The following is a 25,775-nucleotide window of genomic DNA, read 5'->3' on the forward strand; positions in this document are numbered from 1 at the left end:
TGGCGAACGACCACACCGAGGGGAAGTCGACCTAACCTAGTAGGCATGGCCAGATCCCATCTCACTCTAGCCGCGCTCGCCACTTCAGCCGTGCCCGGTCTCGACGTCGTCCAGGCCCGCAGCCATGGCTCCAGCGGGCGCTCCTCCGGCGCGCCAGGGGCGTACGATTCCGCCGTCCTCCTGGACCGCGACGGACGCTCCCTGATCATCCGGGTGCCGCTGTCCCAGGCCGCGGAGACGGAGCAGTCCGCCGACCTCGTCGCGCTCCGCGCCCTGACCGTCGGCAATCGCAGCCGGCTGCCGTTCGACGTTCCGCAGTTCGTCGGGCAGGCCCCGCTCAGCGGGACGCGCGCCGTCGTCTACGAGTTCCTGCCCGGCGACACCTTCGACGCGGACGCCCTTACCGGACACGCCGGGGTCTCCGGGTCGATCGGCCGGGCCATCGCGGCCATCCACGGCCTGCCGACCGCGGTGGTGAGCGATGCCGGGCTCACGCAACGCAGCGCCCAGGACTGCCGCACCGAAGTGATCGACCTGATCGGCCGCACCGAGGCGACCGGGTACCTGCCGGCGGCCCTGCTCCGCCGCTGGGAGCTCGCGACCGACGACGACGCGCTCTGGCAGTTCCTGCCCTGTGTCATCCACGGTTCCCTGTCCGCGGAGTCCTTCCTGATCGGCGAGGATTCCGTGACGGCCGTGCTCGACTGGGCGGCGCTGAGCGTCGGCGACCCGGCCAGGGACCTGAACTGGCTGCTCGCCTCCCGGGGAGCCGCCGGCGAAGCGGCGATCGCGTCCTACGGCGGCGTGCGCCAGGGCAACGACCCGCGCATCACGCAGCGGGCGATGCTCTACGCAGAGCTCGAGCTCGCGCGCTGGCTGCTGCACGGCACCGACACCCGCAACCAGGGCATCGTCGATGACGCCGTCACGATGCTCGACGGGCTGGTCGAGAACGTGCACCACGCGACCTCGCACCCGCTGTCCCCGAAGACCGGCCCGATCCTGAACGTGTCCGAGGTCGAGAGCCTGCTCGCCGCGACCCCGTACGCCGCGGTGAAGCGCGCGCCGGCCGCCGCGATGCACACGGATGCCTACACGCTGTCCGACTTCGAGACCGGCGAGTTCGCCGACGAACCGGACACCACCGGCGCGATCGACGTCGTGGGCGACGGCACGGACGCCGGCGCCGGCGCCGAGGTGCGGGACACGACCGATGACCACGCCGCCACGAGGTCCTCCTCGGAGTAGAGCCGCTCGGGGGCGACCACGGTGTCGTCGGCGACGAAGTAGAACACCGCGTCGACCTCGTCAGGGTCGATGCCCTTCCAGCTCGCGTACGCGAGGCGGTAGAGCGCGAGCTGCGTCTGCTTGAGTTCGAGGTCCGCTGCGTTCTTCGGCGCCCGGCCCGTCTTCCAGTCAACGACCTGGTAGCCCGTCCCGGTGCGGTACACCGCGTCGAGCTTGCAGATGAAGACCTGTCCGGCGAGCACGTAGTGGATCTCGATCTCGACCTCCTCCGGCTTGAGGCCGGCCCAGGGCGACCGTTCGAAGGTCGCCTGGAGGCGTTCGAGCTGGGCCTTCTCGAGCGGCTGGTTCTGGTCGAGGTCGAGATCGAAGGCATCGGCATCCGTGTCGGTGTCTGCTTCGAAAAGCCCGGCGTCGATCCGGTCGCCGCCGAGGAGGCCGCCGGCCCGCCGCTCGACCCAGGAGTGAAAGAGGGTGCCGAGCCGGGTGGCCCGGTACGGCCGCTCGGGCATGGGGCGACGCACCTGTGCGGCGACCCCTGCGGGGTCGTCGACGTAGTCCTTGAACCGCGAGGCGGGGATGCGGGCGGGCAGCGGGGCGACCGTGCCTGCGCCCAGGCGGAGGGCGCGTTCCTCGAGCAGCAGGGTCACGACGTGGGACCAACGCGTCTCGCGGGCCAGGGTTTCCGGATCGTTCGCGGCGGCGCGCACCTCGGCTGCGGCCGCTTCGACGACGGCCCGGCGGGTGCCGAGCGGGTCGAAGGGCCAGGCCGGCGTGAGGCCGTCCTCCGGGGCCGGCTTCTCGGCGTTGGCGCTTTCCTCGGGCAGGGGGTCGATGAGGCCGGCCTCCGAGAGCTCGACGAGGTAACGGCTCGGGGCGCGCACGGTCGAGCCCGAGCCCCAGAACGAACCGGTCAACAGGAGTTCGTGCCTGGCCCGGGTGGTGGCGACGTAGATCAGCCGGCGTTCCTCGTCGTCGTGGCGGCCGGCGAGGTCCGCCTTGTACGCCTGGAAGGCGAGGTCGTAGGAGAGCTGGCTGTCGTGGCCGGTCCAGTCCAGCTGGGGCAGTTCGGCGTGGTCCCCGCGGAACGGGTACGGCAGCTCGCCGAAGCGGATCCAGCCGGTGACCTCGCGCGCTGGGGCCGGCAGGCTCTTGTCGGTGAGGTTCGGGATCGCGACGTAGTCCCACTCGAGGCCCTTTGCGCCATGGATGGTGAGGAGTTGCACGGTGCCCTGTTCGGCCATCTCAGCGCGCGGTCCCATGTCGTCGGCGAGCTCGGCCCTGCCGAGCCAGCGCAGGAAGCTCCCGGCGGTGCCGAGCTCGTCGCTCGCGAGGAAGTCGGAGATGGTGTCGTGGAAGGCGTAGAGGTTCGCGAGGCCGAGGCTGTTGTTCTCGTTCGCGACGAGTTCGACGTCGAGGAGGAGCTCCTGTTCGACGAGGCGCACGAAGTCGAGCAACGGAAGACCGGCCCGCGAACGCAGCCAGGCCAGGAGCTTGCCTGCTGCGCGCAGCCGCTCACGGCCGGTGTCGGTGAAGCCGGCGAGCTGGCCGTGACCGAGCGGCGCCGCCGCGGCGAAGTCGAGGGCGTCGACGAGGGAGGCGCCCTCGTCGTCGGCGACGGACGCACGGAGCTTCTCGGTGAGCTCCCTGCTGACGGCCTTCTGCGCCCAGTCGTGGGCGGCGAGCCAGCGCGAGACGGCCGCGAGGTGCTGCAGGTCGCGCGGGCCGACCTGGAACCGGGCACCGCTCAGCAACCGGACGAGTTCGCTTCCCGCCGAGGGATCGTGCACGACCCTGAGCACGCTGACGACATCGGTGACCTCCGGGGTGGAGAGCAGCCCGCCGAGGCCGAGCACGTGGGCGCGGACGCCGTTCGCGCGGAGGACCCCGGCGAAGAAGTCCATGTCGCGCCGGGCGCGGAAGAGGATGGCGCCGGACTTGTCGCCGCCGGCGCCGAGCCGGGCGGCGAACCAGCGGGCGACGGCCTGGGCCTCATCGGTGGCTGTCTCGGCCAGGTGCGCTGAGACGGCGCCCGGCCGGGTGCCGTCCGGCACCTTGAGGGTCTCGACCTGGATGCCGTCCGTCCGGCGGCGCAGGGCCTCGCTGAGCGGGGCGACGAGCGTGTTCGCGGCGTCGAGCACCGACCGGGGGTTGCGCCAGGTGAAGGAGAGCGACATGGAGGGGGTGACCCGGTGTTCCGAGCGGGCGTCCGGGTCGAAGTCGGCGGAGAAGGCGAGCAGGTTCGCGGAGCTCGCACCGCGCCAGCCGTAGATGGACTGGTGCGGGTCGCCGACGGCCATCACCGGATGCCTGGCGAAGAGGGTGTGCAGGAGTTCGGTCTGGAGCACGGAGGTGTCCTGGTATTCGTCGAGCAGCACCACCCGGTACTGGTCGCGGTACCCGGCGACCACCCGCGGAACCCGCTGGCTTACCTGCAGGGCGAGGGCGACCTGGTCGGAGAATTCGATCAGGCCGAGCCGGCGCTTCTCCCGGTCGTACCAGTCGGCGAGTTCTGCGAGCACGGGCAGCGGCCCGACCGCGGCGAGCGAGTCGACGACGGAGGAGTACGGGACCTTCTTGCGCGGGTTGCCGTATGGAAGGTCTTCGAGATAAGCGAAGCCGGCGGCGAGGCCGGCGAGATCGTGCCCGGCGCGGCCGGGAGCGCCCGCCGGGCCGCCCGTTGCCAGGCCGGTCGTTGCCAGGCCGGTCGTGAGAGGAGGCGGGTTCTCGGCGAGCAGCCGGCTGAACCGGAGCACGGCATCCGTCACGGCGTCGAGGCTCTTGCCCCAGGGCACGAGCCTGCGATCGCCGTGTTCGATCACGACACGGCGGGCGAGTAGCCACGCGCTCGTCTCGGTGAGCAGTACGGACTCGGGTTCGCGGCCGAGCAGGAGGGCATTGTCGGTGAAGAGCCGGCTCGCGAAGGAGTTGTACGTCGACACGGTCGGGGTGTTGAACAGGCCGGAGTCGACGAGCTCGCCGGTGGTCTCTGCGCCCGCGGCCGGGATCGGCGCAGGCAGCAGTCCGTTGGCGTCGAGCTGAGCGATGCGGTCGCCGATGCGCTCGGCGAGTTCGCCGGCCGCCTTGCGGGTGAAGGTGAGGCCGAGGACCTGGTCTGGCCGGGCGAGGCCGTTGGCGAGCAGCCAGAGCACCCGGTTGGCCATGGTCTCGGTCTTGCCGCTGCCGGCTCCGGCCACGACGAGGGTCGGCGCGAGCGGGGCCTCGATCACCGCCTGCTGTTCCGGGGTGGGCGGGAACATGCCGAGCGTGCCTGCGATCTCGAGGGCGCTGACCGGGTTCTGCGGACGATTCGGGTCGTGCGGCACGGGCGTTCCGTTCTGGCTCACGAGCTGACCTGCCCGATGATGTGGATGCGGCAGGCCCCGTGGGAGCGCGGGTCCAGGCAGTGCGTCGCGAGCTCGGCGACAAAGGTCGCCCCGCCCATCAGCGCCGCGTCGGCCCCCACCCTGCTGCGGAAGGCGAGGAGCTGTTCTGCGGTGAAGGTGGCCTGGGTGGGGTTGCGATAGTTCTGCTTGGCTGTGCCGGAAGAGACGATCACGAGGCGGGCTCCCGCGAGGGGGGTCCCGGCGGGGACGCCCTCGATCTGGCCCTCCTGGAAGGCGAGCTGGTATGCGCCGAGCTGCGGGTGTTCTGCCACGCCCGCGTCGCTCACGGGGTCTGCGCGCCCGGTCTTGAGGTCGACGATGACGGCGCTGCCATCGAAGAGGCGTTCGACCCGGTCGACGGTGCCGGTGAGCCACGCGCCGTCGACGTCGAAGCCGAAGCTGCCCTCAGCGCTCAGGAGTTCGCCGCCGGCGTGTTCGAAGTCGAGCAGGTAGGAGGCGAGCCGGTCGGTGAGGACGCGCGCGTCGGCGCGCTGCACCTCGGACTGCCACTCCGCGTCGAAGCGGAGCTCGCCCCAGTGCTCGTCGACCGCCTGCCACAGTGCTTCTGGCAAGCGCAGTGCTTCCGGCCGGCGGTCGGTCGACTCCTCCATGACCGCGTGGATGATCGTGCCGAGGTTCGCGGCCGTGTTCGAGCTGCCGCCGCCGAGCCGGCCGATCGCCCAGTGCAGCGGGCAGGTCTCGACAGCGGCCATCTTCGACGGTGAGACCCGCACCGGCTCGTCACCGGCCGTTGGGTCGTTGAGGGGCTGCACCGTGCTGGGCCCCGCGAGGCCGTACCACTGGCCGGGGTCCGCACCGGGCACGGCTGCCGCGGCGAGCCTCGCAAGGGTCGCCGCGGCATCCGCTGCGCGCTCCGACCGTTCGGGGTGTTCGGACAGGGCGCCCGTCGCGACGCCCCTGGTGAGGTCGCGGCGCAACCGGCCGACGAGACCGCGGAGCGACACCGGGTAGCGCCCGGCGGGATCGGTGCCGTCAGCCCCGGCCGGCGGGGTCGGCTGCGGCAGCAGCTTGAGGAACACCGACGGTTCGTTCTCCTCGTTGTCGACGGCCGTGACGAGGAGTTCGGTCCGGGCCCGGCTCGCGGCCTGGGCGAACATGCGCAGTTCGTCGTGCAGGACCTCGGTGCGCGCGTCGCCTCCTCGGGGGTCGCGTCCAGAAGCGAGGGCGGCGAGGTCGCCCGCACCGAGCAGCGAGCCACGGATGCGCAGGTCCGGCCAGACGTTCTGCTGCACGTTCGCGATCACGACGAGGTCGAACTCGCGGCCGATCAGCCCGTTCGGGGTCGAGACGGTGACGGCGTCCCCGAGGGCGCGGGGGGCGAGGGTGTCCTCTGGGACGTCGGTGTCGACGAGGTGTTCGAGGAAGAGCACCGGCGGGGCCGCCGGGGTGCGTTCGACGTAGCGTTGCGCCGCGGAGAACAGGGAGACGACGGCGTCGAGGTTGTGGTTGGCCTCGTCGGCGATGATGCCGATTCCCGCGGACTGCTCGAGCCATTCCCTGGCGAGGCCGCTGCGCTGCCAGAGGCCCCAGAGCAGTTCCTCGATGGTGGCCCCCGCCTCGTATTCGACGGATGCGGCGAGCAGGCTCTCCGCGCAACTCGCTGCGCGACGAGCGGTGCGGTTGTCGATCGCCGACAACAGCGACGGCGTCGCGAACACGGCGGCGAGAAGCTCGTCGGCACTGCGGGTACTGGCGGTGCTCGGGTTCGCGCCGGTTGCCGGCCCGCCGGGCTCCCGTTCGCCGGGCTCCCGTTCGCCGGGCTCCCGTTCGCCGGGCTCCTGTTCGCCGGGCTCCTGTTGGCCGAGTTCCTGCTGGCGCAGCGCCGCACGGAGGCGCCGCAGGGTGATCGGGTCGAGGCCACCGAGGGGGCCGCGCAGGAGTTCGGTCGCCGCTTCGGCGTCGAGTGGACGGCGGCCGAGAGTGACGTCGAGGGCGAGGATGAACGCACGCACCGCCCATTCGTCGCGGAGCGCGGTCTGCGCTGAGGGAACCTGGGTGGGCACCTCGAGGGCCGCGAGGCCGCGGGCGAGTGCCGGGATGGCCGAACCGCTCCGCGCGATCACGGCCATGCTGCCCCAGGGCAGGCCGTCGAGCACATGACGTTCCCTCAGTCGCCCGGCGATGAGCGCGAGCTGGTCGGCGGGGCTCGCCGCGAGGAGGGTTTCGACGGAGGCGGCGGATGCTTCGGTGCCGGACTGTGCGGCGCCCGACTCTGCGGCTCCTGTGTCTGCCCCTCCAGAGTCTGCGGCTCCAGAGTCTGCGGCTCCAGACTCTGCGGCTCCAGACTCTGCGGCTCCAGACTCTGCGGCTCCAGACTCGACTGCGGGCACGTCGGACGGGGACTCGACGCTCCCGGCCCGGCGCTGCGTGCCCGCGGAGGCGGTGCCGATCCGGTGGGTGATCTCCCGCACGACGCCCCGGATGGCGGGTCCATGCCGGTAGACGGTGTCGAGCACGAGGGTCGTGACGCGTGGTGCGCCCGGAGCGAGGTAGTCGGCGAGCCGGCCGAGGGCATCCGCGTGGGCGCCGTTGAAGGAGCCCGTTGTGATGTCGGGGTCGCCGGCGGCGACGATCGCGACGCCGCGCGCCGCGAACTGGGCGAGCAGGGTGAGGGTGGCCCGGTTCAGCTCCTGGGCGTCGTCGACGACGATGAGGCGAAGGCCGGCGAGGGTGCCCAGGGTCGCGGATCCCGCGGACCCCGGGGCGGCTGCGGCCACGACGGCCGCCGCGAAGCCGGCGAGCTCGGTGGAGTCGTACTGGCCGGGCCGGCTCTGGTCTTTGACCTCGTCGTAGCCGCGGATGAAGTGGGCAGCGGCGACCCATTCCGGGCGATCGTTCTCGGCGCCGAGTGCGGCGAGGCGCGTGGGGGTGATCCCGTATTCGACAGCCCGCATCATCAGGTTGCGCAGCTCGGTGCGGAATCCGCGGAGCCGCCGCACGCCCGGATCGAGGGTGGACGGCCAGGCCGGGCCGGAGGAACCAGCCCCGCCGCCGTTGCGGTCGCGCCCGCCGTCGAAGGAACCTCCGGCATCGCGGTCGCGCGCGTCGAGGTCACCGCCGTCGCCGACAGGCCCGCCGTCATCGAAGTCGCCCTGGAGGAGTTCGGCGATGATCTGGTCCTGCTCGCCACCGGTGAGCAGCGTGGGCGCCGGGCCGTCGGCCGCAGCCTCCGCTCCGCGCACGAGTTCGAACGCGACCGAGTTCGCCGTTCGGGCGAGCGGACCGTTGGTCGGGACGCCGAGGCGGAGCGCAAGCCGGTCACGCAACACGGTGGCGCCCGCCCGGGTCGGCACGAGCAGGAGGACCTCCCCCGGCGCATACCCGCGCTCGAGGACGCGTTCGGCGAGGAGCTCGATGAGGGTCGTGGTCTTCCCGGTGCCCGGGGCACCGATGAGGGCGGCCGAGACCCCATCGGCTAGCTCGAGGGCCGCCCGCTGGGAGCCGTCGAGGCGGAAGGGAGGCGCGGAAACGTCGCGGTCGAGGGTCGGAATTCCGGGGCTGGTCACGTTTTCAAAGCTAGCGGGTTGCGCCGACAGTGAACGTTGTCCGGCTGCCCCGCCGTTCTGTCGTAATCTGGGCGCTTAGGCAACGAAAGGCGCATCTGGTGGATATCCGCATTGGCATCTTCAACTCTCCCCGTGAGATCAGCTTCGAGACGTCGCAGGCCGCGACCGAGGTCGAGGAAGCGGTAGCCGCCGCCCTCTCCGGTTCGACCGGGTACCTCAAGCTCGCTGACAGCAAGGGCCGGGTGTTCATCGTTCCGACGATCGGCCTCGCCTACGTCGAGCTGGGCTCCGAGGAGTCCCGTCGCGTCGGTTTCGTCGCCTAACACCGGTATGGAACTCCTCTTCGCCGCGCTCGGCGGGGCCGTCCTCGGCCTCGCGGCACGGTACGTGCTGCCAGGGCGCACGAACCACGGTGCTGTGCTGCTCCCCGCGATCGGCACGATCGTCGCCATGGTCGTTTGGGTCGCACTGACGTGGTTCGGCTGGGCCTGGGACGGTGGCTGGATCTGGTGGGCCACCCTCATCATCGCCGGCGGGGCATCCGTCGCGGCAGGGACGACCCTCTCGCGCTCACGCGTCGCGGGCGACGCACGGATGCTGCACGAACTGATGCGCACGGGCCGCCCGGGCCGCGCCTAGGCTTCGCTCGCGCCGAGTGCGGGTTCACCGCCGTGGGCTCAGGCGGTGAGGCCCAGGCCGTCCATCCGCCGGGTGTGCGCTGCGATCAGTTCGGTGAAGACCGGCTCGATGCGTTCCTCGGTGGGACCGGCTGCTAGTACGACGCCGGACGGGTCAGGGGTGCCCGCGAACGCGAGCGCGGAGCGGGCGATGAGCAGGGTGTCCCCGACCAGCCGACGGCCCCACAGGGCCAGGTGCGAGGCGAGCGGCGCATCCGCTGCGATCGCGGCCGCGAGCTGGGTAGCGAGGATCGCGGTCCCAGCATCCTCGCCGAGCAGGTGCGCGACCCGCGGGCCGACCTCACCGGGCAGCCCGTCGGAGAGCCGGATGAAGAAGTCGTCGAGCAGGCCCCCGGCGAGGTAGCAGCTCAGCAGCAGCTCGATCCAGTCGGCGCCGGTGATCTCGGCACGGAAGGCGTCGAGGGCCGGTACGAACGGCGCCATCACGTCGGCGGGTTCCGCTCCGCGACGGCGGATCTCGGCGACAAGCCCCTGGTGCTTGGAGAGCGCGCGCCCGGCGGCGGTGCTGAGCGCCTGCTTGGCGGCGAGGTCCGGCGCGATCGCGACGGCGCGGGCGAGGCTCTCGAAGACGCCGAGCTCGAAGTATGCGGACTGGCCCAGGAACGGGAACAGTTCGGGCGTGAGGTCCTTGATGTCCACTTTCGTGGTCGATGGACGTTCCCCCCGGGTGGTGAGCCGGGGGATTATCTCGACGCGCTTGGCGCGCCCATCAAACCAGGAGAACACCAGCCCAGCTTAGGACAGAGCTGCGGCATCCGCGCGGCCGGACGCCGCCTGCGCCCGCGTGGCTTCGGCTGCTTCCCAGACAGCGCCCGGTAAGGTGAGACAAGCCATCGGCGTGGATCGGTGGCTGGTGCCCGAGGCAGAAGACGGGCGCATCTTTCGTTTCCAGCTAATGACAGGCAAACTTTCGTGACTTTCTCCGAACTCAATATCGACCAGGACCTGGTTGACGCTCTCGCCAGCAAAGGCATCCTCGAGCCGTTCCCGATCCAGCTCCAGACCATCCCGCTCGCGATGAGCGGGCAGGACATCATCGGCCAGGCCAAGACGGGCACCGGTAAGACCCTCGGCTTCGGCCTCCCCCTCATCCAGCGTCTCGGCCTCGACCCCGAGCCCGGCGTGCAGGCGCTCGTGGTCGTGCCTACGCGCGAACTGTGCGTGCAGGTCAGCGAGGACCTCGAGATGGCCTCGCAGAACCGCAACACCAAGATCGTGTCCATCTACGGCGGCAAGGCGTACGAGGGCCAGATCGAGCAGCTCAAGGCCGGCGCCCAGATCGTCGTCGGCACCCCCGGCCGCCTGCTCGACCTCGCGAGCCAGCACCTGCTGAGCCTCGCCAACGTGCGCGAGATGGTCCTCGACGAGGCGGACAAGATGCTCGACCTCGGCTTCCTGTCCGACATCGAGCGTCTCTTCGCCCAGACGCCGTCGACCAGGCACACCATGCTCTTCTCCGCGACGATGCCCGGCCCGATCGTGGCCCTCGCCCGCCGGTTCATGAACCGGCCCATCCACATCCGCGCGCAGGAGCCCGACGAAGGCCTCATGCAGGCCAACATCCAGCACATCGTCTACCGTGCCCACAGCATGGACAAGGACGAGGTCATCGGCCGCATCCTGATGGCGGAAGGCCGCGGCAAGACCGTGATCTTCACCCGCACCAAGCGCGCGGCCGCCAAGCTCGTCGAGGAACTCGGCGACCGCGGCTTCAACGCGACTGCCGTGCACGGCGACCTCAACCAGGACCAGCGCGAACGCGCCATGGCCTCGTTCAAGGCAGGCAAGAAGGACATCCTGATCGCAACGGATGTCGCCGCTCGCGGAATCGACGTCGACGACGTCACCCACGTGATCAACCACACCATCCCCGAGGACGAGAAGGCGTACCTGCACCGCGTCGGGCGCACCGGGCGCGCAGGCAAGACCGGCATCGCGGTCACGTTCGTCGACTGGGACGACATGCACAAGTGGACGCTGATCAACACCGCACTCGACTTCGGCGTTCCGGTTCCCGTCGAAACGTACTCCTCGTCACCGCACCTGTACTCCGACCTCAACATCCCGGTCGGCTCGAAGGGGCGCCTGCGCATCTCCCCCGTGCGCGAGCACGCCGCGGGAACCGGCCACTCGGACTCCGGCCGTTCGGACGGACGCTCCGGCGGTGCCGGGCGCACCGGCGGCGCCGGCCGCTCCGGCGGATCGGGCCGCGGCGGCGACGGGGCACGCTCGGATTCGGGTCGCACCGCAGACGCCGGCCGTTCCGGTGCAGCACGCACCCGCACCCGCGTCAGCCAGTCCACCAACCCCGACGCCCCTGCCGTGACCCCGGCAGCGGGCACCCACGACGGCGGCGGAGCCCAGCACCACGACGGCAACAGCGCGCCGCGCCGACGCAGCCGTTCGCGCCGCTCGGCTCCCGCGGCCGGCGGCGTCAACTAGCCGCTCCGGCCTCCAGCCGCCTCTATCGCCGCAGAAGGGCGCGACCGCTTCGGTGGGCGCGCCCTTCTGCGTGACGCGACCGGCAGCATCCGCGGCGCGCAGATCGCTGAGGTGTCGCAGATCGAGGTTCCCGCGGCGCGCGAACCTCGATCTGCGACACCTCACGGGGCTCTAGGTGAAGACGGGCTCCGAGCCGGTCGCCCGCTGCAGGATGCGGTCGAGCACCTCGGGTGTCGTGGTGTTCTCCCCGAGACGGTTCGGTTTGCCCTCGCCGTGGTAGTCGCTCGACCCTGTGACGACGAGCCCGTACTTGGTCGCGAGCGAATAGAGCCGCGCCTTCGCGGCCGTCTTGTTCTCGCGGTGCTCGAGTTCGAGCCCGAACAGCCCGGCCTCGACGAGGCGGGCGAGCCGGTCCTCCGGGATGACGTCGCCAGCTCCGCGGGTCGCGGGGTGTGCGATGACCGGCACTCCCCCGGCGGCAACGACGAGACCGACGGCGCGCAGCAGGTCAGGGGCGTAATGCGGCTGGTAGTAGCCGGATTCCCAGTGCAGGATGCCCGCGAAGGCCTCACTCCGCGTGAGGGCGAAGCCCCGGGCGACCAGGGCGTCGGCGATGTGCGGGCGGCCGACCGTAGCATCCGGTGTGGTCTGCGCGAGAACGTCGTCCCAGGTGAGGGCGTAGTCGACACCGATCCTCTCGACCATCTCTTCGGCGCGGACGAGGCGGGCCTGCCGCACCCGCGCTGTCTCCGCGACGATTCCGGCATCCGAAGGGTCGAAAAGATATGCCAGCAGGTGCACGCTCGCAGACGACACCCGGGTACTGAATTCCATCCCGGGAATGAGCGTGATGCCGGCGGTGCGGGCCGCTGCGGCGGCCTCGTGCCAGCCCGCAGTGGAGTCGTGGTCGGTCAGCGCGACGGTGCCGAGACCGGCCGCAGACGCGGCCCGGACCAGCTGGGAGGGAGTTTCCGTGCCATCCGAAACGCTGGAATGCGCGTGCAGGTCGATGGGACCCCTGAATTGCCGTTCGCCTGCCATGACCCCATGCTAGTTGCGCCGGGACCGGCCGCCGCCCGACCCTCGTCCCGGCGGCTCTCGCCGAAGATCCAGCGGGCAATGGGACAATGGGACCATGGCCAATTCCACCGAAACCGTGCCCACCGTCACCGCCAAGCCCCGCCCGAACGAGAACCGTTCCACGACGCCGGGGTCGGACGGTTTCAAGTCCTACATCTCGAGCGGCTGGGCCGAGCGCGTCGACACGCTCCCGCCGGCCCGCGAGCAGGCGCCGTTCGCAGCGGCACGGCGTGCCCGCGTGTCCGCGATGTACCCGGGGCAGCGCCTCATCGTGCCGGCCGGCCGTCTCAAGCAGCGCTCGAACGACACCGACTACGCCTTCCGTGCCCACTCCTCCTTCTCGCACCTCACCGGCTGGGGCAGCGACTCCGAGCCCGGCGCCGTGCTCGTACTCGAGCCGACGACGACCGGGCACGACGCGACGCTGTACTTCCGTGAGCGCGCCGGACGCGACTCCGACGAGTTCTACGCCAACGCGGACATCGGCGAGTTCTGGATCGGGCCGCGCCCCTCCATCGCCCAGGTGGCGAGCGACCTCGCCATCACTGTGCGCGGCATCGCCGACCTCGACTCTGTGCTCACGGTCGTCGACTCCGAGACGCTCGTCATCCGCGAGGCCGACCCGGCCTTCACCGTCGCCGTCGACGAGGGCCGCCTCCGCTTCGCCGCGGATAAGGTGCTCGGCGACAACGCCACGAACACCCCGTTCAGCCTCGAGGTCAACGGCGAGCACGAGACGGACGACCGTTTCGCCCGAGACCTGTCCGAGCTGCGCCTCGTGAAGGACTCATACGAGATCGCCCAGATGCGCCTCGCGATCGCGGCCACCGGGCGGGGCTTCGAGGACGTCATTCGCGACCTGCCCCGGTCGAGTGCCCACGAACGCGGCGAACGCCTCGTCGAGGGCGTCTTCAACACCCGCGCCCGCTCCGACGGGAACGCGGTCGGGTACGACACGATCGCGGCCTCCGGTCCGCACGCGTGCATCCTGCACTGGACCCGCAACGACGGCCCGCTCAACCCGGGCGACCTGATCCTGCTCGACGCGGGTATCGAGGTCGACAGCTATTACACCGCTGACGTCACCCGCACCCTTCCCGTCGACGGCACCTTCTCCCCTGTGCAGCGTCGCGTGTACGAGGCCGTGCGCGAGGCAGCGGATGCCGCGTTCGCCGTGGCCAAGCCCGGCGCGATCTTCCGTGAGGTGCACGCCGCAGCCATGGCGGTCATCGCCCGCCGGACCGCGGAGTGGGGCATGCTCCCTGTCACCGCCGAGGAGGCACTCAAGCCGGAGAACGGGCAGCACCGCCGGTACATGGTGCACGGCACGAGCCATCACCTCGGCATCGACGTGCACGACTGCGCCCAGGCCAGACGCGACATGTACCTGGACGGCGTGATCGAGGCCGGGATGATCTTCACGATCGAACCGGGCCTGTACTTCCAGCCGGACGACCTCACCGTGCCGTTCGAGTTCCGCGGCATCGGTGTCCGCATCGAGGACGACGTGCTGATCACGGCGACCGGCGCCGAAAACTTGTCCGTCGGCATCCCTCGCACCGCCGACGACGTCGAGGCCTGGATCGCCTCTCTCACCGCCTGACCCGCCTCACCCGCCGCGAAAGCGGGTGAATCGTCGTTCTCACACGGTCAAACCGACGATTCACCCGCTTTCGCGAGCCTGCGTGGACTGTGGCGCTGCGGCTAGTCGGCGGATGCGGTGGGCGAGGCCTCCGGGGCGGGGGCGACTGCCGGAGGGGCGAACTGGCCGTACGGCGGGGCGGGCTGCTCCGGACGGGCCGCCGGGGCCGAGGGCTCCGGCTGGGCAGGCTCCGGATCGACAAACCTGTCCGCGACGGGTTCCACTGTGCCGTGCAGGAGGTTGCGCGCCTTGTTCACGAGCACGGCCTCGACGATGATCTGGTAGTTGCTCGCCATCACCTGCATCGTCGAGGTGAAGTCCCGGCGCCTGCGGTTGAGCGCGTAGCTCACAACACCGAACAGCATCCCGAAGCCGGCGCCCATCAGCACCGCAGCGAGGACGAAGGGCAGTCCCGCCCCTGTCGGTGAGAAGATGAAGAACAACAGGCCGAAGAAGATTCCGAGCCAGGCGCCGGAGGCCGCACCGGCGAGGGCGACGCGCCCCCAGGTCAGTTTCCCGGTGACCCGCTCGACGGTCTTGAGGTCGTTGCCGACGATCGAGAGCTGTTTCACCGGGAAATCGGCCTTCGCCAGGGTGTCGACCGCGGCCTGCGCCTCGGCGTACGTCTCATAGGTCGCGAGCACCTCGCCCTTGGGTAAAACCGGGAACAGGGCCGGACCGCGATTGCCAAAAGGGTTCTGATTGCTCATACCGCCATTCTTCCACAGCACGCCGAAGGGCCGCAGGTGGCCTACATTTGTAACGTGACTGCCACCAGAGTCTTCGTCGCCCGATTGGCCGGGTGTTCAGTCTTCGACCCCGCGGGCGATCGCGTCGGCAAGGTCCGTGACGTGCTCGTGGTCTACCGAAAAGACGATCCGCCCCTCGCGGTCGGACTCATTGTGGAAATCCCGGGCAAGCGCCGCGTCTTCGTGTCGATGAGCCGGGTCACGAGCATCGGCTCCGGCCAGATCATCACGACCGGCCTGATCAACGTGCGCCGCTTCGAACAGCGCGGCGGCGAGGTCCGCGTCATTGCGGAGCTCCTGGGACGCGAGGTCATCTTCAACGACGGCTCCGGCGAGGCGACCGTCGAGGACGTGTCGATCGAGGAGACCAAGCAGGGAGCCTGGGAAATCGCCCAGCTCTTCGTCCGCCGTCCCAAGGCGAGCGTGTCCCTCTTCGCGAAGGGCGCGACGACATTCGCCACCTGGAGCGACGTCCGCGAGAAGACCACCGTCGGCCAGGCCCAGTCCGCCGAGCAGCTCATCGCGACCTATTCCGACCTCAAGCCCGCCGACCTCGCCAACACCATGCTCGACCTTCCCCCAGAGCGGATGCACGAGGTCGCGAGCGAGCTTCCCGACGGCCGCCTCGCCGACGTCCTCGAGGAGATGCCAGAGACCGAACAGGTCGCCATCCTCACCCGGCTCGGCGATGCCCGCGCCGCCGACGTGCTCGACCACATGCAGCCGGACGACGCGGCCGACCTCATCGCCCAACTGCCGGAGGAACACGGCGAGCAGCTGCTCGACCTGATGGAGCCGGAGGAAGCCGACGACGTCCGCTTCCTGCTCACCTACGCGCCGGACACGGCCGGCGGACTGATGACGACGGAGCCCATCATCGTCTCCGCCGACGCGACCGTCGCAGAGGGCCTCGCCCTCATCCGCCGCCACGACCTCGCCCCCGCGCTCGGAGCAGCGATCTGCGTCACCCTCCCGCCCTACGAGCCGCCGACCGGCCGTTTCCTCGGCATGGTGCATTTCCAGCGGATGCTGCGCTACCCGCCGCACGAGCGCCTCGGCACGCTCCTCGACCAGGGTCTCGACCCCGTCACCGCAGACACCTCAGCCGCGGAGGTCACCCGGATCCTCGCGAGCTACGACCTCGTCTCCGTTCCCGTTGTCGACGACAACCACCGACTCGTCGGGGTGGTGACAATTGACGATGTCCTCGACTACCTGTTGCCCGACGACTGGCGAAGTCACGACGGCAATGACGATGTACGCCGCCGGGCAGCCGCCCGCAGCGAGCTGAAGACGGGAAGCATCCCGCTGCCACACGGACGGAGGACCGGCAATGGCCCGAAGTGATCGCTCGGATCAGCGCCTCGACTCGCCCAAGGGCCTGCGCGTGGCTCCCCTTTCCCGCACCAGGAACCGCAACCGCAACCGCGACCGGCCGTCGAGCGACCGCTTCGGCCGGCTGACAGAGGCCATCGCCCGCGGCATGGGCACCCCGTGGTTCCTGCTCGGACTCACGCTTTTCGTGGTCTTCTGGATGGGCTGGAACACCCTCGCTCCGATCGCATGGCGCTTCGACTCCGTCGCACTCGGCTTCATCGCACTCACCCTCGTGCTCTCGATGCAGGCCTCCTATGCCGCTCCGATGATCCTGCTCGCGCAGAACCGTCAGGACGACCGCGACCGGGTCCAGTTCGAACAGGACAGGCAGCGCGCCGAACGCAACCTCGCCGACACCGAGTACCTCGCCCGCGAGGTCGTCGCCCTCCGCCTCGGCATGAAGGACCTCGCCTCCCGCGACTTCCTCCGCAGCGAACTCCGTGCCCTCCTCGAGAACCTCGAACAGCGTGAGGACGAGGAGAAACGCAGCCGCAAACGCTCCCGGAAAGGCGACCGCGAGCGGGAAATCGACCACGACCACGACCACGACCGCGAGGCCGGCCAGGACCGGGCGGCCGCGACGGCCCAGGCGACGGCCAGCGGCATCGAGCCCTCGGCCGCGCCGGCGGAAGCAGTCGCACCGGCAGCGCCCGCCCCACCCCCGGCATCCGCCAGGACCATCGAGGAGCGACCCCCGATTGGCCGCTGACTCGCCCCTGTCGCCGGGCGCGGCAACCGCCGAACCCGCCGGGATCGACGCCCGGGTCGGCGCTGCGCTCTCCCGGGTGATCGACCCGGAGATCCGCAAGCCGATCACCGAGCTCGGCATGGTCGCCGGGGTGCACACCGGGAACGGGCACACCACCGTCGACCTCCTGCTCACGATCGCCGGATGCCCCGCCGCCCGCCAGATCGAACGGGACGTGCTCGAGACGGCCGAGTCCGTCGCCGGTGCAGGGCACGTGACCGTGTCGGTCGGCGTGATGACCCGTGAGCAGCGCCGCACGATGACAGAGAAACTCCGCGGCGGCGCGGCCGCGCGCACGACGCAGTTCGGTGCGGGCTCCCTCACCCGGGTCTATCTCGTCACGAGCGGCAAGGGCGGCGTCGGCAAGTCGACGATCACCGCGAACCTCGCCGTCGCGCTCGCCGGCCGCGGCCTCAAGGTCGGCGTCGTCGACGCGGATGTCTATGGTTTCTCCATTCCCGGTCTGCTCGGCCTCGTCACGCCAGGCGTCGACGGCGCCAAGGGGACCGCCGTCAAACCGACCAGGGTCGGCGACATGATCCTGCCGCCGATCAACTACGACGTGAAGGTCATCTCGATCGGCATGTTCGTGGAGGACGGCGGCGTCGCGGTCGCCTGGCGCGGGCCGATGCTGCACCGTACGATCACCCAGTTCCTCACCGAGGTCTACTTCGGCGACCTCGACGTGCTCCTGCTCGACCTGCCGCCCGGCACCGGCGACGTCGCGATCTCGATCGGCCAGCTGCTGCCCCAGGCCGAGGTCATCGTCGTGACGACCCCGCAGCCCGCCGCGGCGGACATCGCCGAACGCAGCGGCGTCGTCGCCCGCCAAACCGGGCAGACCATCTTCGGCGTCATCGAGAATATGTCCGGCGCCCTCCAGCCGGACGGAAGCCTGCTCGAGCTTTTCGGCGCAGGCGGCGGCGCCGAGGTCGCGCGACGGCTCTCGGCCGGCCAGGACACGCCGGTGCCGCTCCTGGCGAGCGTCCCGCTCAGCGTGCCGCTCCGCACCGGCGGCGACGACGGTCGCCCGGTCGTGCTGAGCGACCCGCTCGACCCGGCGGCCCTGGCGATCGACGCGGTCGCCGAGCGGCTGTTCTCCCGCGCCCGCGGCCTCTCCGGCCGCAGCCTCGGCGTCTCCCTCAAATAACCCTCACGTAGCCATCACCTTTCCGGTCGAGAGTGACCTTTCCGCAGGTGACTCTTGACCCGAAAGGTGGCTCTCGGCGGGGCGTGGGGTGCCCGAAGGACTCCAGGGTTCGAGGTCGGTGCGGCCATACTCGTCGGCGGCTGCGGACGCCGCAGGTGCACGGCCGCACCCGAGGTAGACCTCGCGCGGCTTCCCGGCATCGGACTGCTTGACCGAGGAGATCCGGATCGCCTCCGGGTGAACGTCGCTGCCCGCACGGACGTCCCCGGCGGTCCGGAGCTTCGCGATCCGGTGCAGCACTCCGCCGAACCAGATCTTGGCGACGATGTTGGCAACGGTGAATGCGACCTGCTCCGCCACGACCACCCAACCGCCGGATCCGACGAGGGGCAGCACGTGCACGAGCGGGTGCACCACCCAAAACGTGAGTGCGTCAGGAACGAGCAGGCGAGCCAGGAGCGAACGGCCGTGGAACGAGTGTCAGGATCGTGATTTCAGGACAGGGAGCACCGGCGGAGGTTCCACGGAGAAGAACAGGCCGCCTGCGCTGTTCGCAGACACCATCAGCCGCTCGATCCAGTCCCGGTTGATTTTCGGCACCCGGCTGACCGAATAGCGGTAATACAGTGTGCTGCTGGCGTCGAGCCAGATGGCGCTGCGCCCGCTCTCGGTCTCGTCATCGGCCGACTCCGTCCACGAAAAGATAAAGCTCTCCCTGCGCCGCAGTTTTGTCGTAATGACGATCTGCAGGTGCATCAGAGCACGATCCTCAAAACTGACCACAATTCCTGGACTGCCGTACAACAACATACCCATGAGCTCCCCCCCCCCCCCCCCCCCCCCCGGATGGCATACTCTAACGGACGAATCCCCCGCCGCTGGGCAGCTGCTATCCGGACGCGTCACTGTCGCCACCGAGCGTAGCCGCATGGTCGGGGACGGTGCGGTTGAGTTCGCGCGGCGGACGCTCGTAGTCGGCGCCCTGCGGCCGATGCGGAATCGAGACCCGCGGCGGTTCACGGTGCTCGTACGGCACGATCGAGAGCAGATGGTTGATCATGTTGAGCCTGGCCGCGAGCTTGTCCTCGCTCTCGACGACCCACCAGGGCGCCTCGGCGATGTCCGTGTGCACGAACATCTCATCCTTGGCCTTGGAGTAGTCCACCCACTTCGTGATCGAGAGCAGGTCGGTCTCCGAGAGCTTCCAGCGCCGCATCGGGTCCTTGAGCCTCGAGCGGAACCGGGCCTCCTGCTCGTGGTCGGAGACGGAGAACCAATACTTGACGAGGAGGATCCCGTCTTCGACCAGCATCCGCTCGAAGAGGGGTGCCTGGTGCAGGAACCGGCGGTACTCGTCGGGGGAGCAGTACCCCATCACGCGTTCGACGCCGGCCCGGTTGTACCAGGAGCGGTCCATCAGGACGATCTCCCCCGTCGACGGCAGGTGCTCGATGTACCGCTGGAAATACCACTGGCCACGCTCACGGTCTGTCGGCACCGGCAGCGCCACGATCCGGGCGATCCGCGGATTCAGGTACTCGGTGACCCGCTTGATGGCCGAGCCCTTGCCCGCGGCGTCCCGGCCCTCGAAGATCACGACGATACGGGCGCCCGACTCGCGCACCCACTCCTGCATCGCGACGAGCTCCGTCTGCAGCCTGCGCAGCTCGGCGTTGTATTCGGCCTTGCGGATCCTGCCTGGTGTGGGTTTCTTCTTCGCCATCCCCGACCTTTCGTTCGCGTGATGACAGCCTAGGAGCCAGAACGACCCGGATGGCTCTATCCGGCGCGGGCGAGTCTGTCTATCCTGTTCCGAACAGTCGCGGGCGACAGGTTAGGAGCGGGATGGCGCTGGAACACCGCACCCTCATTTCCTCGGTCCAGCGCGCCCTCAGGATCGTCGACATCGTCTCGGGCGCCCCCCGGCCGATGCCCGTCAAGGCGGTCGCCCAAGCCACGGGGCTCAGCCTCGGCACGGCGTACAACCTGACCAGGACCCTCGTGCACGAGGGATATCTCGGCGCGGAGCCCGACGGCCTCGTCCTCGGGCTCCGGTTCCCGAGCCTCCGCGACGCAGACGCCGGCGTCTTTCTCGCCCGGGTGCGCCACACCCTCCGCCAGGTTGCCGGGGAGAACGGCGCGACGGCGTACCTCGCGCGCTTCAGCGACGGGAGGGTGGACCTCATCGACATCGTCGACGCCGCGGGCATCCCGAGATCCGAGCCGTGGACAGGGCTCAGCGCCAGCCCGCACGCCTCGGCACTCGGACGCCAGATCCTCGCCCAGCTCAGCCGCGAGCAGCGCGCCGACTTCCTCGCCGCGCACGGCCGTCCGCCGGGTGCCCACGCTGCGCCAGGGGCGCCAGACACACGTGGCATCCCCGCCGCGCACGCGGCCCATGCCGCATATGCCGCGAACGGTGCGAACGCTGCGCACCTGGCAAGCCCGGCGAGCGTGACGAACGCGGGCACGCCCGCCGACACACACACGGCAACGCACCTCTATGGCACGGTCACGCTCCCCCGCCCGGCGGATGCCCGCTGCACGCACCAGGGCGCGGCCCACGGCAACGCGTGCCTCGCGGTCCCGGTGCGGGCGCCCGGCGTGATCGCCGCCCTCGGTGTCGCCGTGATCGGGGAGTGGGGAACAGCCGAACTCGGCGCGCTCACGCTGCGGTTGCGCGCATCGGCGAACGCGCTCGCGGCTCAGCTCGGCGCAGAACGGCCCGTGCAGGCCCGTGCCTGAGCGGACGGCCGTTGCCGGGTGCCTACGTGGCCTCCGAGTCGAACGGAGCGGGTTCCGCCGGCGCGAGAGCGTTCTCCTTCGCCCGCTTCCTCGACAGGTACGCGCCGTTCGGGTTCGGCGACACCCGGGACACGACGGCGGACTGCTCCTTGACCGGTTCATCCTCGACGAGGGCCTCACGGATGATCCGGCGCGGGTCGTACTGGCGCGGATCGAGCTTCTTCCAGTCGACGTCGTCGAATTCGGGGCCCATCTCGTCGCGCATGCGTTCCTTGGCGCCGTTGGCCAGGTCCCGGAGCTGCCGGACGAGCCGCGCGAGCTGGGCCGCATAGTGGGGAAGCTTCTCGGGTCCGAGCAGGAAGACGGCGACGATCCCGACCAGGAGGAGCTTCTCGAACGTCAAACCAAGCATAGGTTGAGGATAACGCGCGGCGGGGCCTCCGCCGACCGGCGGGGAGCCCCCTTAAGCTGGACCCATACAAAACTGGAGTTGCACCGTGTCTGACAAAGATTTGAACTGGAAATTTTCCGACGACTCGGTCGTTGAGAGCGAGGCCGTCATCCGGGCGCGCCAGCAGTCGCTCGAGCTCGGCATCGACGCGATCTCCCCGGCGGTCGGTGCCCAATCGGCCGTGATCGCCGCAGCGACCGGAGCACGCAGCATCCTCGAGGTCGGCACGGGAGCCGGCGTCTCCGGCATCTGGCTCCTGACCGGGGCGCCAGGGGCGACCCTCACCTCGATCGACACCGAGGTCGACCACCAGCAGCACGCCCGCGCCCTGTTCACGGAGGCGAAGATCCCGGCGAATCGGGTACGGCTGATCACGGGCAAGGCAGCGGATGTCCTCCCCCGGATGAACGAGAATTCGTACGACATCGTCTTCATCGACGCCGACCCGCAGTCGGTCATCGAATACGTCGAGCACGGGCTGCGCCTGGCCCGGCCGGGCGGAACCGTGCTCGTGGCCCATGCCCTCTGGCGCGGCCGCGTCGCGAACCCGGCGCAGCGCGACGAGATCGCCACCGGCTTCCGCACCCTGCTGAGCGAGATCAGCGGTTCGACTGCCGTGATCAGCGCCCTGTCGCCCGTCGGCGACGGCCTGCTGCAGATCACCAAGCTCCGCGCGTAGCGCACCGGCACGAAAAAGATCGGCCGTGCAGCAGGGCTGCACGGCCGATCCGTAATTCTCTTCGATTACGAGGTGGAGACGTGATCTCCGACGCTAGGCAATCGGGCGTACTACGCCGGCGAGTGCATCGTGAAGCTCCTTGGCTTCCGCGTCGTTCACAGAGACGACGAGTCGTCCTCCGCCCTCGAGCGGAACACGCACAATGATCAGGCGCCCCTCTTTTACAGCCTCCATTGGCCCGTCTCCGGTCCGTGGCTTCATGGCCGCCATGAACTCCCCTTCCACTCATTCGTCTGAACTTCTATTATCGACCATCGCGGCCCGAGACGAAAATTCACGAGGTCCGGGCGGGTAACGAAGGCGGTCGCGCACGGTTAGGGCGGCGTCCAGTCCGCGCCGTCGACGCCCCAGCAGATCAGCAGCCACCCCCACTGGCCGAGGACGCACAGCACCACGATCCCGATCCGGTACCAGAGCCGTTTCGGCTGAGCGATCGCGCCGAGCACCGGGAACATCGGCATCAGGAGCCGGAAGGTGCTCGACTGGGGGAAGAAGACCGCGAAGAGGTAGAGCCCGTATGCGGCGAGCCAGAACCTCAGGTCCACGCCGAGCCGGCGGACCGCGGGAGTGAACAGTAGGACGGCGAAGCCGACGACGAGCGCGAGCACCACGATGATGCCGAGCGGTGTGCCGAACCACCAGATCCCGCCCTGGAACCAGGCCGTGAAGGGCACGAGTTGCTGGTATCCGATGTACGAGGACCGCCAGGCGAGCTCGGTGTCGGTGTACGCGGTCGCCGAGCCGGTCGCGATCCAGGCGATGAGCGGCCAGGCGAAGCCGCTGAGGGCGCTGAAGACGGTGACGGATGCCGCGGTGACGCGTTCTGCAGCTGGGAACGGGTCGCTGCGACGGGTCAGCCAGCGATGCACGATGTGGAACCCGAGTGCGAGGGCGAAGGCGAGGCCGCTGGGCCGGGTGAACGCCATCACCGTGACCACGGGGAACAGCAGCACGTAGCGCCGTTCGAGCAGCAGCAGGAGGGCGAGGGTGAGGAAGAACAGGTACATCGCCTCGGCGTAGCCGAACTGCAGGATCGGGGTCAGGGGCGCGACGCAGAACAGCACGACGGCGAAGAGTGCGGTGCCGCGCCCCTGGACGCGCAGCATCAGCCGGTAGAAGACCAGGGTGGCCCCGAGGCTGAAGGCGAGCGAGACGACGACGCCGGCCGGTGCCCACGGCGCCCCGGTGACGAACGTCACAACCCGCACGACGGCGGGGTAGCCAGGCAGGAACGCCCAGGCGTTCTCGCCGATGTGGCCGGTGCTCGTGACGGGCAGCACCGCCGGGTAGCCGGACACTGCGACGATGTTGTACCAGCGGGCGTCCCAGATATTGGCGAAGTCGAAGTAATCCGGGCTGGCGCCGGTCCACGGGTTCGCGCCCTGGACGCGCGCCAGGATCAGGACGAGGGTGGTCGTCACAACGCGGGACAGCACCCAGATGCCGGCGACACCGGCCCACCACGGGGCCAGCCGGGCGCGGGACCGCCAGCGGTCCGGCAGCATCCGGTGCACCGCCTGGGACGGCAGGACCCTCGGCGTGGGCGACGTCCCGCGCACCGGGCGCGGCGGTCTCCCCCTCGGAGGACGAGGCGGGGCCTCCGCGGCCATGGGCTAGAGCTTCCGGCTCGGGTCGGCGGTCAGCCAGGACCTGAGGGCGTCCTCGCAGTCCGTGATCTGGTGCACGGCGACGCGCTCGTCGTCGGCGTGGGCCTTGAGCGGGTCGCCGGGCCCGTAGTTGACGGCCGGGATGCCGAGGGCGGAGAACCGGGCAACGTCCGTCCAGCCGTACTTGGGCCGGGCTTCGGCTCCGACGAAGGCGAGGAATTCCTGCGCGAGCGGGGCGTCGAGCCCCGGGCGCGCGCCCTCCGCGCGGTCGACGACGGTGATCTCGTACCCGGCGAACAGTTCGCGCACGTGCTCGAGCGCCTCCGCGGAGCTGCGGCTCGGGGCGAAGCGGTAGTTGATGTGCACCATGCACTCGTCGGGGATGACGTTGCCGGCGATGCCGCCGCTGATTCCGACGGCGTTCAGGCCTTCCCGGTAGACGAGGCCTTCGACCTCGACGGCGCGTGGCTCGTAGTCGGCGAGGATGGCGAGGATCGGTGCGACCTTGTGGATGGCGTTCTCGCCCACCCAGCTACGGGCGGAGTGCGCGCGCAGCCCGTGGGTGCGCACCTCGACCCGAAGGTTGCCGTTGCAGCCGCCCTCGACCTGGCCGTTGCTCGGTTCGCCGAGGATGGCGAAGTCGCCCGCGAAGAGGTCCGGGCGGTTCCGGGCGAGTCGGCCGAGGCCGTTGAGCTCGTCGGAGACCTCCTCGTGGTCGTACCACATCCAGGTCACGTCGAGCCCGGGGTCTGTCAGCTCGGCGGCGAGCTTCAGCTGAACGGCGACGCCGGCCTTCATGTCCACCGTGCCGCGGCCCCAGAGGTGCGGGACGTCGTCGACGGTCTCGAACCGGGTCGGCAGGTTGTCGTTGACCGGGACGGTGTCGAGGTGGCCGGCGATGATGACCCGCCGGTCGCGGCCAAGCCGGGTGCGGGCGACGACCGTGTCACCGTCGCGGATGACCTCGAGGTGCGCGAGTCCCGTGAGCGCCTGCTCGACGGCGTCCGCTAGGGGGGTCTCGTCACCGGAGACGGACTCGATGTCGCAGATCGCCTGCGTGATCGAAACGGAGGACGCGGCCAGGTCGAGCCGGCCGGCGCGGCGGGCGCCGGCTGCATCCGGTGCGGGGTTCACGTACGGGTTCACCGGCGGAGATGCGGGCAGGGACACGGGCTGGGGGGACGAAGGCACTCTACTAATCTAGAGGAATGACCGAGACAGAGTCCCCGCAGTCCGCCGTCCCCACCACAGCCTGGGGCTACGGCCTGGCCACCGTCGCCGAGGACAACACGGTCCTCGACACCTGGTTCCCCGCTCCCCTGCTCGGCTCGCTGCCCGCCGGCCGCGACCCGTGGATCGTGCCCGCCTCAGTCACCGAACTCACCGGGGCGGACCCGCGGCGTGCCGTGCACCTCGAGACCGTGACGATCGAGATCGACCTCACCGCACCCCCGGCCGGCACTGCGGATGCCTACCTGCGGCTGCACCTGCTCTCGCACCTGCTCGTCACGCCCAACAGCATCAACCTCGAGGGCATCTTCGGCCACCTGCCCGTCGTGGTGTGGACGAACGCCGGCCCGATGCTGCCCGCCGACTTCGACCGGCTGCGGCCGGCATTGCAGCGCGCGGGCATCCAGGCCAGCGGCGTGGACAAGTTCCCGCCGCTGCTGAACTACGTCACGCCAGACCGGGTGCGAATCGCGGATGCCTCCAGGGTCCGCCTCGGCGCCTACCTCTCCCCCGGCACCACGGTCATGCACGAGGGCTTCGTGAACTTCAACGCTGGCACCCTCGGCGTCTCCATGGTCGAGGGGCGCATCTCGCAGGGGGTCGTCGTCGGCAACGGCGCTGACATCGGCGGCGGCGCCTCGATCATGGGCACCCTGTCCGGCGGCGGCACCGAGCGCGTGCGCATCGGGGAACGCGCCCTGCTCGGCGCGAACTCCGGCATCGGCATCTCGATCGGCGACGATTCCGTCGTCGAGGCCGGGCTCTACGTCACGGCCGGCACGAAGGTGTCCCTGCCCGACCAGCCGCGCACCGCCGACGGCCGCATGCAGACGATGAAGGCCGTCGAGCTGTCCGGGGTACCGAACCTGCTCTTCCGACGCAACTCGATGTCGGGCGCCGTCGAGGTGCTCGCCCGAAGCGGGAACGGCATCGTCCTGAACGAGCAGCTGCACGCCTAG

The 25,775-nt window shown here is 70.1% G+C and carries 22 protein-coding genes and 1 pseudogene; 11 read left to right on the forward strand and 12 right to left on the reverse strand.

Annotated features, from left to right (window positions below; genetic code table 11):
• Positions 1-45: 45 nt before the first annotated feature.
• A pseudogene (locus tag RCH22_RS10345) lies at positions 46-786 on the forward strand (phosphotransferase); the annotation flags it as partial.
• 305 nt (positions 787-1,091) lie between these two features.
• Here RCH22_RS10345 and RCH22_RS10350 read toward each other — a convergent pair.
• Positions 1,092-4,592 carry an ATP-dependent DNA helicase gene (locus RCH22_RS10350; RefSeq protein ID WP_327013901.1) on the reverse strand — a complete coding sequence of 1,167 codons (3,501 nt, stop codon included), beginning with the start codon at positions 4,590-4,592 and terminating at the stop codon, positions 1,092-1,094.
• A complete protein-coding gene (locus tag RCH22_RS10355) occupies positions 4,589-8,158 on the reverse strand; it encodes a PD-(D/E)XK nuclease family protein (RefSeq protein ID WP_327013902.1) in 3,570 nt (1,189 codons plus the stop codon). The genes RCH22_RS10350 and RCH22_RS10355 overlap by 4 nt, the downstream gene beginning before the upstream one ends.
• A 98-nt stretch (positions 8,159-8,256) precedes the next feature.
• On the opposite strand from RCH22_RS10355, the gene RCH22_RS10360 reads away from it, so the two are divergent.
• The gene (locus RCH22_RS10360) at positions 8,257-8,481 is read left to right on the forward strand and encodes a DUF3107 domain-containing protein (protein ID WP_134449555.1); all 225 of its coding nucleotides are present in this window, start codon (positions 8,257-8,259) and stop codon (positions 8,479-8,481) included.
• 7 nt (positions 8,482-8,488) lie between these two features.
• The gene (locus RCH22_RS10365) at positions 8,489-8,797 is read left to right on the forward strand and encodes a hypothetical protein (protein WP_327013903.1); all 309 of its coding nucleotides are present in this window, start codon (positions 8,489-8,491) and stop codon (positions 8,795-8,797) included.
• A gap of 38 nt (positions 8,798-8,835) precedes the next feature.
• On the opposite strand, the gene RCH22_RS10370 is transcribed toward RCH22_RS10365, so the two are convergent.
• Positions 8,836-9,582: a ferritin-like fold-containing protein gene (locus RCH22_RS10370; RefSeq protein WP_327013904.1), complete on the reverse strand. Its 747-nt coding sequence runs from the start codon at positions 9,580-9,582 to the stop codon at positions 8,836-8,838.
• Positions 9,583-9,768: 186 nt separating this feature from the next.
• On the opposite strand from RCH22_RS10370, the gene RCH22_RS10375 reads away from it, so the two are divergent.
• The gene (locus tag RCH22_RS10375) at positions 9,769-11,298 is read left to right on the forward strand and encodes a DEAD/DEAH box helicase (protein WP_327013905.1); all 1,530 of its coding nucleotides are present in this window, start codon (positions 9,769-9,771) and stop codon (positions 11,296-11,298) included.
• Positions 11,299-11,469: 171 nt separating this feature from the next.
• On the opposite strand, the gene RCH22_RS10380 is transcribed toward RCH22_RS10375, so the two are convergent.
• Positions 11,470-12,339 carry a PHP domain-containing protein gene (locus RCH22_RS10380; RefSeq protein WP_327013906.1) on the reverse strand — a complete coding sequence of 290 codons (870 nt, stop codon included), beginning with the start codon at positions 12,337-12,339 and terminating at the stop codon, positions 11,470-11,472.
• Positions 12,340-12,433: 94 nt separating this feature from the next.
• On the opposite strand from RCH22_RS10380, the gene RCH22_RS10385 reads away from it, so the two are divergent.
• On the forward strand, positions 12,434-13,981 hold the full coding sequence (locus RCH22_RS10385) for an aminopeptidase P family protein (RefSeq protein ID WP_327013907.1): 1,548 nt from the start codon (positions 12,434-12,436) through the stop codon (positions 13,979-13,981).
• Positions 13,982-14,082: 101 nt separating this feature from the next.
• Here RCH22_RS10385 and RCH22_RS10390 read toward each other — a convergent pair whose 3' ends face one another.
• The gene (locus RCH22_RS10390) at positions 14,083-14,730 is read right to left on the reverse strand and encodes a general stress protein (protein ID WP_327013908.1); all 648 of its coding nucleotides are present in this window, start codon (positions 14,728-14,730) and stop codon (positions 14,083-14,085) included.
• Positions 14,731-14,784: 54 nt separating this feature from the next.
• Here RCH22_RS10390 and RCH22_RS10395 point away from each other — a divergent pair, with 54 nt between their 5' ends.
• The 3 genes from RCH22_RS10395 to RCH22_RS10405 are packed head-to-tail and all read left to right on the forward strand — an operon-like array spanning position 14,785 to position 18,044.
• Entirely contained in the window at positions 14,785-16,116 is a 1,332-nt protein-coding gene (locus RCH22_RS10395) for a CBS domain-containing protein (RefSeq protein WP_134449548.1), read from the forward strand.
• Complete coding sequence (locus RCH22_RS10400; RefSeq protein ID WP_327013909.1) at positions 16,103-16,855, forward strand: DUF1003 domain-containing protein; 753 nt, start codon at positions 16,103-16,105, stop codon at positions 16,853-16,855. The genes RCH22_RS10395 and RCH22_RS10400 overlap by 14 nt, the downstream gene beginning before the upstream one ends.
• The gene (locus RCH22_RS10405) at positions 16,845-18,044 is read left to right on the forward strand and encodes a P-loop NTPase (protein ID WP_327013910.1); all 1,200 of its coding nucleotides are present in this window, start codon (positions 16,845-16,847) and stop codon (positions 18,042-18,044) included. The genes RCH22_RS10400 and RCH22_RS10405 overlap by 11 nt, the downstream gene beginning before the upstream one ends.
• Before the next feature lie 3 nt (positions 18,045-18,047).
• Here the strand turns inward: RCH22_RS10405 and RCH22_RS10410 are convergent, their stop codons facing one another.
• The 3 genes from RCH22_RS10410 to ppk2 all read right to left on the reverse strand — a co-directional run bounded on the left by RCH22_RS10410 (position 18,048) and on the right by ppk2 (position 19,767).
• Positions 18,048-18,461 carry a hypothetical protein gene (locus RCH22_RS10410; protein ID WP_327013911.1) on the reverse strand — a complete coding sequence of 138 codons (414 nt, stop codon included), beginning with the start codon at positions 18,459-18,461 and terminating at the stop codon, positions 18,048-18,050.
• A 63-nt stretch (positions 18,462-18,524) separates the two neighbouring features.
• Positions 18,525-18,800, reverse strand: a complete 276-nt coding sequence (locus RCH22_RS10415) for an ATP-dependent DNA ligase (protein WP_327013912.1) — start codon at positions 18,798-18,800, stop codon at positions 18,525-18,527.
• A gap of 133 nt (positions 18,801-18,933) precedes the next feature.
• Positions 18,934-19,767: a polyphosphate kinase 2 gene (ppk2, locus tag RCH22_RS10420; protein ID WP_327013913.1), complete on the reverse strand. Its 834-nt coding sequence runs from the start codon at positions 19,765-19,767 to the stop codon at positions 18,934-18,936.
• Positions 19,768-19,889: 122 nt separating this feature from the next.
• On the opposite strand from ppk2, the gene RCH22_RS10425 reads away from it, so the two are divergent.
• Positions 19,890-20,789 (forward strand): helix-turn-helix domain-containing protein, encoded by a 900-nt coding sequence (locus RCH22_RS10425; RefSeq protein ID WP_327013914.1) that lies wholly within the window; start codon positions 19,890-19,892, stop codon positions 20,787-20,789.
• A gap of 22 nt (positions 20,790-20,811) precedes the next feature.
• Here the strand turns inward: RCH22_RS10425 and RCH22_RS10430 are convergent, their stop codons facing one another.
• Positions 20,812-21,201 carry a Sec-independent protein translocase TatB gene (locus RCH22_RS10430; protein ID WP_327013915.1) on the reverse strand — a complete coding sequence of 130 codons (390 nt, stop codon included), beginning with the start codon at positions 21,199-21,201 and terminating at the stop codon, positions 20,812-20,814.
• A gap of 85 nt (positions 21,202-21,286) precedes the next feature.
• Between RCH22_RS10430 and RCH22_RS10435 the strand changes: the two genes are divergently transcribed.
• A complete protein-coding gene (locus tag RCH22_RS10435; protein WP_327013916.1) occupies positions 21,287-21,919 on the forward strand; it encodes an O-methyltransferase in 633 nt (210 codons plus the stop codon).
• 93 nt (positions 21,920-22,012) lie between these two features.
• On the opposite strand, the gene RCH22_RS10440 is transcribed toward RCH22_RS10435, so the two are convergent.
• The 3 genes from RCH22_RS10440 to dapE form a co-directional block, all read right to left on the reverse strand.
• Positions 22,013-22,189 (reverse strand): DUF3117 domain-containing protein, encoded by a 177-nt coding sequence (locus tag RCH22_RS10440; RefSeq protein WP_327013917.1) that lies wholly within the window; start codon positions 22,187-22,189, stop codon positions 22,013-22,015.
• Positions 22,190-22,293: 104 nt separating this feature from the next.
• On the reverse strand, positions 22,294-23,538 hold the full coding sequence (locus RCH22_RS10445; protein ID WP_327013918.1) for a hypothetical protein: 1,245 nt from the start codon (positions 23,536-23,538) through the stop codon (positions 22,294-22,296).
• A 54-nt stretch (positions 23,539-23,592) separates the two neighbouring features.
• The gene (dapE, locus tag RCH22_RS10450; RefSeq protein WP_327015500.1) at positions 23,593-24,720 is read right to left on the reverse strand and encodes a succinyl-diaminopimelate desuccinylase; all 1,128 of its coding nucleotides are present in this window, start codon (positions 24,718-24,720) and stop codon (positions 23,593-23,595) included.
• A 74-nt stretch (positions 24,721-24,794) separates the two neighbouring features.
• Here dapE and dapD point away from each other — a divergent pair, with 74 nt between their 5' ends.
• A complete protein-coding gene (gene dapD, locus RCH22_RS10455; protein WP_327013919.1) occupies positions 24,795-25,775 on the forward strand; it encodes a 2,3,4,5-tetrahydropyridine-2,6-dicarboxylate N-succinyltransferase in 981 nt (326 codons plus the stop codon).

The organism is Cryobacterium sp. GrIS_2_6 (genome assembly GCF_035984545.1).
Lineage (GTDB): Bacteria > Actinomycetota > Actinomycetes > Actinomycetales > Microbacteriaceae > Cryobacterium.